A 7,352-nucleotide genomic window follows, 5' to 3' on the forward strand; every position below is an offset into this window, starting at 1 on the left:
CCCTGCGCCGCTGTTGTTGATCACCAACCAGCGCAGTGAGAAAGCAGTTCGCTGCTACGGCACAGCCATCTCCATGCGGCGCGCTTCCATCAGCAAGGCGCACAGAGGCATCAGGCCGGCACGCTTATGCACGTCGTTGGCGTCTTCGCCTTCGATGGGGCTCATGCAGTACGGGAGGCTGGTTTCGCGGGCGGCCCGCTGGCCAGCACCGCTCTTGTCGTTGTCGGCGAACACCAGGCGCTTGCCCTTCGTGAGCAAGCTGGCGACATGCACCATGTTCGAGTCCGAGAAGCAGATCAGCACCGAAGCGTTGAGGCGCATTTGCTTGGCAGCGGCCTCGATAGACAGGCCGGTCGCGTAGCCCTCGCACAGCACCGTTTCTGGGGCGTTCTTGGGGCCGAGGCGGAGGACGGCGCCCTTTGCACGCATGCCGGGCACCATCTTCTTGTCCCACTTCATTTCCTCGGGCATCCAGCGGATTAGCTGTGCCCCCTGAATCTCGTTCGTGGCAAGGTTGCGCATCGGCACGACAAGCGCACCATCTGGCGACACCATGCCGTCGACCTTCGGCAGGCCCTTGCGGATGAGGTAGTCATGCGGGCCGGGCACTGTCGAGCGGATAAGCATGCTGGCGTGCAATGCAGCGTTCTCGTGCTTGCGGTCCTGCTCGGCAGCGGCAGCGCGGCGCTTGATGGCCCACGCGCGCTTTTCCTCTTCCGTCCATGCCTTAGCGTTCGGGTCTTCAAACCACTGAACGCGAGCCTCGCCGGACCAGTTGAAGACCCAGCCGCGGTCACCGTCCCAAAAATACGCGCCGTTCGTGCTACGTGGCTTGTCGGTCGTCGGGCAGCGCTTGATCTTGTCGCTGGCGTACAGCCGGCTCGGGTCGATCTCGACGCCATGGGCACGGGCGAAGTCGATGAAGTTCATGCCGGCACCGCCTGCTTCGACTTCTGCTGCGCCTTGACCCATGCGATGGTCTTAGCCTTGATCTTGTTCAGCACCGGGCGAGTGATTTCAGCGCCGGGCGTGTTGTCGATGTGCCAGCCGCGCGGCGGGAACTGTCCGACGATGTCATTGAAGATGTGCGCCGCCCTACCCTGCATGGTTGCCGGGTTGCCGTGCGACCGCGCGTAGGCGCATGCCTGTTGCCAGAGGTGTTCGTAGTTGTCGGCTGCGCGCGCCTTGCCGATGGTCACTTCGCGCATGTGGCCGGGAATCTGCTCGACCAGCGACGTGTTGACGATCTCGAAGCCGCAGGACATGCAGCGCTTGGCGAAAGGCTTGTAGCCACACGATGGGCAACCGTTCTTCTCACCCTCTTCCGGCTCTTTACGCACCGCCTTGTCGAGCGTCTCGCCCATGTCCAGCACGTCCAGACCGTCGAAGAAGATCGCGGTGTAGTCCTCGGCGAAGCGCAAGATGTTCCCGCTGTGATCCAGCAGGATGCAATCCTTCTTGCCGGTCTCAGGCGATGCGCGCAGGCCACGGCCCCACATCTGGATTGCGGTCGACAGCGACTTGCGCAGCGGCCGGCAGTCGACAACGCAGCCCACATCCGGCACGTCGAAGCCCTTGGCTAGCGCTTCCACACTGATCAGCACGCGCAGGATGGAATCGGGCTTGCGGTATTCCTTGAGAAGGTTCAGCCGCTCGGCTTCGTTCGTGTCCGAAGTGAAGACCGATGCCATGACGCCAGCGTTCACGAACTGCCGGCACAGCTCTTCGCAATGGGCGATCGTCGCGCCAAACACGATGGTCTTGCGGCCTTCGCCGTACTTGATCCATTCGGCCACCACGTCGCCGATGATTTCCATGCCGCGCTCTTCGGCCGCGCTGTCAGCCCACTCGCCGCTGCTCTTGGTCTTTGCGCCTTCCATGTTCGGGCGGGTGCACGAATAGACCTTCATCGGCACCAGCACGCCCGACTGCGTCAGTTCGTTCATGGTGGTCGCGTTGACCAGGCGGGAGAAGATCTTGCCCAGGCCAGTGGAGAACGGCGTGGCCGACAGACCGATGACTGCGGCCTTGCACGTAGCGACATGCTCGACCCATGCGTCATGCTTGGTATGCGCTTCGTCAACGATGATCACATCGGCTTCGGGCCACTGCCGGCGCGCGAGCGTCTGCGCGCTGGCGATCTGGAAAGGCTTGCTGTAGTCGGTGCGCCAGTGGTCCGCTTGGATGATCCCGTGGGCACTGAGGCCGTACCGGTCGGCCGTCGCGCTGGTCTGGTCGATCAGTGTTCGACGGTCGCACACGAACAGAGCGCGCTTGCCCTTAGCGAGCGCTTCGTGCGCGATGCGCAGACCAAGGTAGGTTTTCCCGGAGCCGGTGGGGCTCATCAGGATCTGATTCTTGTGGCCGTCGCGCAGACCTTGCCGAAGCGCTTCATGCGCGTCGACTTGGAACGGGCGCGGCTCGGGGAAACGCGCGTTGCCGTAGTTCGGCGCGAAGAGGTCAGACATTTGCTGCCTCGGCCTTCGCCAGCTTGCGCTTGAGCCACTTCACGCGGTCGATCAGTTCGTTCGACCTGTTCATGTAGCCGTCGCGCGAAACCTTGACCACGGCCAGTTCGGCGCGAAGCTGGGCGTTCTCGGAAGCCAGCGCAGCCAGCTTGTCGTCGGCCTCAAGCAGCCGGGTCAGCGCTTCTACGTCCTGCTTCGCTTCCTCGACCGCCGCATCCATCTCTTCTTGCGAGGGGCCGAAGTACTCGACATCCTCGGGCTCCACCTTCACCGGCTTCGGTGCCTTGATGGCCTTGGCCTGCTCCTTGGCGGGAAGCTGGGCAATCTCGGCGGCGCGCTTGACGGAGATTTCGCCGGTCTTGACGGCCTCCTTCACCTTGGGCGCCGCCTTCTCCTGAACAACCTTGGCCTGCTTGATCGTGCGCTCGGAAACGCCCGCACGCTCTGCCATCTCAGCATTGGTGGAACCAGGCACCCGGTGCCCGGTTGAGGCAACCCGGCCAGAGTTTCTCCATGCAGACAGAGACACTTCGACCAGCGCCCAAGCCCCTGCCGTGACGTGGCGACGGTTCTTGTTCTTGGCCCTGACAAAATCGACTGGGTCCACGTCGCCCAGTTCAACCGTAGGGCACTCAGCCCCCACTTCATTCGCCGCAGTAAACCGGTGCCAGCCATCGATGACCATCCCTTGATATAGGGTGATCGGGTCTTGCACGCCGATGTTGGTGATGCTGTCCTTGAGCGCTTCAAACTCATCCGAAGCCATCGAGGGGAACGCTGACGAAAGTGGGTGCTGCTTCATTTCCAGGCTTTTCCTTTGTGGGCCATCACCCACGCCGCGCTCGTCCAGTTGCGATGAATCGCAAGCCAGTACAGAAACTCGAAGGCGTAGGTGATGCGGTTCATGCGACTGCCCTGGTAGCCGTGATCTCTTCAAGGACAGTCAACTTGGCGTGACTCGCGAGCCACTGAGACACCAGCGAATTGCCGACGTAGAGCTCGAAGTCGGGGATGCGATGCGCTGGAAGGCTGCGGCGCTTCGGGCCGTCATCCTTAGCAAGCCAGTCACCGACGTGCTGCGCGACAAACTGCATGTCGCGAGCCATATCAGCGATCTTTGCGCCCTTGATGCGCCGCAGCGCCCAGGCGGCTCGCACCGCTTCTCGATATGTTTTGCAGTAACGCACCCACTGTTCGGGTGCAACGGAAGGCGCGTCAACGCGCCCATACAGGGGGAACTCAAGCTGGTCCATCAAGGTGCCTCTCGATAGAAAACTTTCAACGTCAAACCAGTCGCCCAACCAGTCGAGGCTGGACAAAAAATAGAGGCCATGACGACGCGAAAAATCACGACCTTTTTGATGTGCCCGGCCACCAACGGGAATGCCTCGGGAGGCACCCCAGCGGCAAACACCGCCAGTGGAGGACACATCAGAAAAGACACGGATGAGGTGCATGAATGGCATTCGCTCTACGACCTAGCGGTCGAGGTCTTCGGCCCGCTGCTGGCGGCGCGCGGCGTCTTCCTTGACCCGACGCCATGCATCGGCCTCGGCGAAGGCCACGGCAGCAGTGAAGAAGCCGAAGGCACACAGCGTGGCCATGCCAGCCAGGCCGTACTGCTTGTCGACTGCAGCCCAGCAGGCCGCGGTGCTCGACACCAGCAGCAGCGCCACAGCAAGGAGGTATTCCCACTGGGTGCGGAGATAGGTGTGCAGGGACATTCAGACGCCCTCTTCCAGCCATTGAAGGAAGCGCGCCATGCCGGCGGCATCGATCACGGCCTTTCCGTCGCTGAGCCGGTACACCTTCAGGTCGAGGCCAGGGACGAGTTGCAGCACGCCTTGGTGCGTCGCATGGGGAAGGCCATCGTCGGACGCCTGGGCGTTCTGGATGGGCGTGAACTCGACAGCGTCGATGAGGTTTTCGATGGACATTCAGGCCACCTCTTCCGTGTCGTCGGAAAGCAGCCGCTCGGCAACGTCAGCGCCGCCGATCACCGTGAAGAACAGGCCCAGGCCGAACACAACGGCATTGGCCTTGATGAATCCCACCGCCATGCCAGCGATGCCAATGACGAGGAAGAACCAGGGGAGGTAGCGGGTCATAGGTCAGGCTCTCCAGATGGGTGCCCACCCAGTCGCCGGGCAGAATCCGAGTTCCACAACACGGACCCGGCGACGGGTAGACGAAATGACTTCTCCGGAAGAGAAAGAAGAGACGGCGTTCATTGGCTCTGGCCTCCTTCATCTGAGCGCGTCGGAGAGCCTGAACAGCGTGATGCTGGAGTTCGAGTCGGTGCTGACTCCCGGAGAGACACTGAAAATCGTCCTGCCAGCAGACTCGCTGCGTCCGATACGAGAACTGTTCGCGCAGATGGAGAAAGAGATTTCGAGGCGCACGCCGCCACCAAGCGGAAGGCACTGAGGTCGATCGGGCTGCGCATCTCAGGCCGCCTTGGCTTCGACCAGCTCGGGCCAGATGGCTTGCCAGTCATTCGGGAACAGATCTTTCCGCGTGACAATGCCGCGCGCCTCGGCCACTGGCGCGAGGCGGATCAGCTTGTCGTCGGGGATTCGGCCGGAGTCCTTCCAGCCCGAGACCGAGGGAGCTTTCACCCCCGTCAATGCCGCGACTGCGAAGGTGCCGCCAAGGGCCTCGATGAGTTTGATTGCGTCCATGCCACCGATGTTAGGTAGCCCTATCTTTCTAGTCAATAGGGAATCCGAACATTCGACAGGTAGGCTGTCCTAATGTCTAGCTTCTCAGATCGCTTAAAGGCACTGCACCCAGGTGAGCCCCGGGGTTGGCAGGCGCGCGTCAGCGAGGTGACTGGTGTGAGCAAGCCCACGGTGTCCGAATGGGCAAGTGGAAAGATCGGCGGCTTGAAGCCGGAGCATCTTTTCAAGTTGGCCGATCACTACAAGGTGCATGCCCGCTGGCTTGCCTTGGGGACCGGTCCGAAAATGAGGATGGACTCTGAAGAGCCGCTTCCTCAACCTGTGTTCGGTATTGCCGACGCGTTGAGCGTGTTGCATGGCGCTGCAGTGCAAATCAACTCGATGCAGCGCTCCCACGTCCTCGATCTGATGAGGATCTACCTGGGCGATCCGGTCCGCTATGCCAAACTCCTTCCCGACATAGAGCAGGCCCTGATGGGGGAAATCCCGATCTCACAAAGCCAAATAAGCAACGGAACGAGATAAAACGCCAGGCGCGAATCTACCAATTCACCGTCAAAGTGTTACCTTTAGTTTCCGAGTCGTCCATCCCCGAAAACAAGGTGGGCAGTATGGGAAATGTGCACAACATCACGAAAGAGAGACGCAATGACTTCTAGCCGAATGCTTGCAAAGTCCTCCAAGGCCCGGCAGTTTGCTGGCGTGCTGCTCCTGCTGTTCTCCGCCGCATCGGCCTGTGCTGCGCCGCCGCCAAAAGTAGATGAAAGAGCCCTGCGTGACGCTATGAGCGCTGGACTGAAAGACTCTGACTCGGCCAAGTTCAAGGATTTCAAAATGAAAGCCTCCGGCGACCAAGGTAGTCTCTGGCTCATCTGCGGACAGGTCAATGCGAAGAATGCCTTTGGTGGCTATGTCGGCTTCGCCCCCTTCTTTGTCATGGGCATCTCTGCAAATGGCAAGACGATGAGTACGTACCTTGGGGTTACGGTGGGAAAGGTTGCTGAGATGCGATGCGCCCAAGAAGGCCTGGGCTGACCCTCACCCTACGTGGATGTGAGGGAGTGCAGGAAGGTGCGGAACAGGCCCCAACAGGCCACCCCATAGTGCAATGACATCAAGGACTTAGAAGTGAAAACACCCTCTCAAGCGGCCACCCTAAAACAGATCCATCTTGACCTATGACCTTGATGCCGGCACCGAGAGCGACCGACCAGTTCAAGAGCCACCGACCTCCCAGGCCGATGCCTCCACCGCCGCCTCCGCCCCCAACTAGGATCGGGAAGCCTGTCAGCATGCCAGGGGAATTCGACCTTTCGATATCATGTGTCCATGACCAATTCCGTCGAGCAGCTACGCAGTGAGGCCCGGTACGCCGAGCGCCTGTGCCATCGTACGGCCAGGTTGTACCGGCGCGCCCAGACCATCGGAACGTTCCTGACCATCGTCGGCGGCAGCGGCACCTTGGCCGCGCTGGTGCACGATGTCCCCGGGTGGATTCCTTCGCTCGGCGCCATCCTCATGGCCGTCTTCGGCGCCGCCATGATCGCGATTCGCCCGGGCGACAAGGCTGCGGCCAACGAGTCGGATGCAAAGCGCTACAGCGCTCTGCTGGCCAGCACGGTCGGCTTCAGTGCCGAAGACTTCGAGCGCGCGCTTGAACTGGCTCGCCAGTCGGACGCCGCCGAGGTCGAGGGCCTGCGCAACGTGGCCTACAACGATGTCGTGCGCGAGATCGGCGCAGAGTCCGCCGCAGTCGAACTCAGCCGGACCGAGCGCTTTCTCGCCTTGGTCGCGTAGCACCACCCCTCCCCACATGAAGCCCGCCGCGCGCGGGCTTTTTCACGTCTGGCCACCACAAAAATCGGCTCGATAACCATCGCGCCAAATTTTCTTAGGTTTCCCTATTGTTTTAGTTCGTAGGTTGTCCTAATATCTCCACATCGCACCCCACCCGGTGCCCACCTGGAGAAGAGATGGCAACCAAGATCCAAATTCGCAGCAGCTGGAACAGCGACACCGTTCTCTTCGAGTGCGATGCGCCTGATGAACTCGAATCCGGCCTGCACATGCGGCATGCGCTGGAGAAGGCGACCGAGGCTCGCGCCTACCTGAGCGGCGCCAACCTGCGCGACGCCAACCTGCGCGGCGCCTACCTGAGCGGCGCCAACCTGAGCGGCGCCTACCTGAGCGGCGCCAACCTGAG

The 7,352-nt window shown here is 61.4% G+C and carries 13 protein-coding genes; 5 read left to right on the forward strand and 8 right to left on the reverse strand.

What is annotated here, in order from left to right; translation table 11 throughout:
• Positions 1–54: 54 nt before the first annotated feature.
• The 7 genes from N8A90_RS09580 to N8A90_RS09610 form a co-directional block, all read right to left on the reverse strand.
• A complete protein-coding gene (locus N8A90_RS09580; protein ID WP_262074612.1) occupies positions 55–930 on the reverse strand; it encodes a toprim domain-containing protein in 876 nt (291 codons plus the stop codon).
• Positions 927–2,468 carry a DEAD/DEAH box helicase gene (locus N8A90_RS09585; protein ID WP_262074614.1) on the reverse strand — a complete coding sequence of 514 codons (1,542 nt, stop codon included), beginning with the start codon at positions 2,466–2,468 and terminating at the stop codon, positions 927–929. Before N8A90_RS09585 ends, N8A90_RS09580 begins: the two co-directional genes overlap by 4 nt.
• The gene (locus tag N8A90_RS09590) at positions 2,461–3,270 is read right to left on the reverse strand and encodes a ParB/RepB/Spo0J family partition protein (RefSeq protein WP_262074615.1); all 810 of its coding nucleotides are present in this window, start codon (positions 3,268–3,270) and stop codon (positions 2,461–2,463) included. The genes N8A90_RS09585 and N8A90_RS09590 overlap by 8 nt, the downstream gene beginning before the upstream one ends.
• Before the next feature lie 100 nt (positions 3,271–3,370).
• Positions 3,371–3,925: a hypothetical protein gene (locus N8A90_RS09595; protein WP_262074617.1), complete on the reverse strand. Its 555-nt coding sequence runs from the start codon at positions 3,923–3,925 to the stop codon at positions 3,371–3,373.
• Positions 3,926–3,946: 21 nt separating this feature from the next.
• Entirely contained in the window at positions 3,947–4,192 is a 246-nt protein-coding gene (locus N8A90_RS09600) for a hypothetical protein (RefSeq protein ID WP_262074619.1), read from the reverse strand.
• Positions 4,193–4,405 (reverse strand): hypothetical protein, encoded by a 213-nt coding sequence (locus tag N8A90_RS09605; RefSeq protein WP_262074620.1) that lies wholly within the window; start codon positions 4,403–4,405, stop codon positions 4,193–4,195.
• A complete protein-coding gene (locus N8A90_RS09610) occupies positions 4,406–4,576 on the reverse strand; it encodes a hypothetical protein (RefSeq protein WP_262074622.1) in 171 nt (56 codons plus the stop codon).
• An 85-nt stretch (positions 4,577–4,661) separates the two neighbouring features.
• On the opposite strand from N8A90_RS09610, the gene N8A90_RS09615 reads away from it, so the two are divergent.
• Positions 4,662–4,895 (forward strand): hypothetical protein, encoded by a 234-nt coding sequence (locus tag N8A90_RS09615; protein WP_262074624.1) that lies wholly within the window; start codon positions 4,662–4,664, stop codon positions 4,893–4,895.
• Between the two features lie 20 nt (positions 4,896–4,915).
• On the opposite strand, the gene N8A90_RS09620 is transcribed toward N8A90_RS09615, so the two are convergent.
• On the reverse strand, positions 4,916–5,149 hold the full coding sequence (locus tag N8A90_RS09620; RefSeq protein WP_262074626.1) for a carph-isopro domain-containing protein: 234 nt from the start codon (positions 5,147–5,149) through the stop codon (positions 4,916–4,918).
• Positions 5,150–5,221: 72 nt separating this feature from the next.
• Between N8A90_RS09620 and N8A90_RS09625 the strand changes: the two genes are divergently transcribed.
• From N8A90_RS09625 to N8A90_RS09640, 4 genes are all read left to right on the forward strand, one after another.
• The gene (locus tag N8A90_RS09625; protein WP_262074627.1) at positions 5,222–5,674 is read left to right on the forward strand and encodes a helix-turn-helix domain-containing protein; all 453 of its coding nucleotides are present in this window, start codon (positions 5,222–5,224) and stop codon (positions 5,672–5,674) included.
• Between the two features lie 123 nt (positions 5,675–5,797).
• Positions 5,798–6,184, forward strand: coding sequence for a hypothetical protein (locus tag N8A90_RS09630; RefSeq protein ID WP_262074629.1), 387 nt, complete (start codon positions 5,798–5,800; stop codon positions 6,182–6,184).
• Positions 6,185–6,478: 294 nt separating this feature from the next.
• Positions 6,479–6,946: a hypothetical protein gene (locus N8A90_RS09635; RefSeq protein ID WP_262074631.1), complete on the forward strand. Its 468-nt coding sequence runs from the start codon at positions 6,479–6,481 to the stop codon at positions 6,944–6,946.
• Positions 6,947–7,122: 176 nt separating this feature from the next.
• Positions 7,123–7,352 (forward strand): pentapeptide repeat-containing protein (locus N8A90_RS09640; RefSeq protein WP_262074632.1); only part of this gene is annotated, 230 nt, incomplete at its 3' end.

This window comes from Variovorax sp. N23 (assembly GCF_025486315.1).
Lineage (GTDB): Bacteria > Pseudomonadota > Gammaproteobacteria > Burkholderiales > Burkholderiaceae_C > Variovorax.

What these genes read in the sequence shown, in the direction of transcription:
- N8A90_RS09605 (WP_262074620.1), bottom strand. Translation starts at nt 4,405, where the DNA reads ATGTCCATCGAAAACCTCATCGACGCTGTCGAGTTCACGCCCATCCAG.
- N8A90_RS09620 (WP_262074626.1), bottom strand. Translation starts at nt 5,149, where the DNA reads ATGGACGCAATCAAACTCATCGAGGCCCTTGGCGGCACCTTCGCAGTC.
- N8A90_RS09615 (WP_262074624.1), top strand. Translation starts at nt 4,662, where the DNA reads ATGACTTCTCCGGAAGAGAAAGAAGAGACGGCGTTCATTGGCTCTGGC.
- N8A90_RS09625 (WP_262074627.1), top strand. Translation starts at nt 5,222, where the DNA reads ATGTCTAGCTTCTCAGATCGCTTAAAGGCACTGCACCCAGGTGAGCCC.
- N8A90_RS09590 (WP_262074615.1), bottom strand. Translation starts at nt 3,270, where the DNA reads ATGAAGCAGCACCCACTTTCGTCAGCGTTCCCCTCGATGGCTTCGGAT.
- N8A90_RS09635 (WP_262074631.1), top strand. Translation starts at nt 6,479, where the DNA reads ATGACCAATTCCGTCGAGCAGCTACGCAGTGAGGCCCGGTACGCCGAG.
- N8A90_RS09595 (WP_262074617.1), bottom strand. Translation starts at nt 3,925, where the DNA reads ATGCACCTCATCCGTGTCTTTTCTGATGTGTCCTCCACTGGCGGTGTT.
- N8A90_RS09585 (WP_262074614.1), bottom strand. Translation starts at nt 2,468, where the DNA reads ATGTCTGACCTCTTCGCGCCGAACTACGGCAACGCGCGTTTCCCCGAG.
- N8A90_RS09600 (WP_262074619.1), bottom strand. Translation starts at nt 4,192, where the DNA reads ATGTCCCTGCACACCTATCTCCGCACCCAGTGGGAATACCTCCTTGCT.
- N8A90_RS09610 (WP_262074622.1), bottom strand. Translation starts at nt 4,576, where the DNA reads ATGACCCGCTACCTCCCCTGGTTCTTCCTCGTCATTGGCATCGCTGGC.
- N8A90_RS09580 (WP_262074612.1), bottom strand. Translation starts at nt 930, where the DNA reads ATGAACTTCATCGACTTCGCCCGTGCCCATGGCGTCGAGATCGACCCG.
- N8A90_RS09630 (WP_262074629.1), top strand. Translation starts at nt 5,798, where the DNA reads ATGACTTCTAGCCGAATGCTTGCAAAGTCCTCCAAGGCCCGGCAGTTT.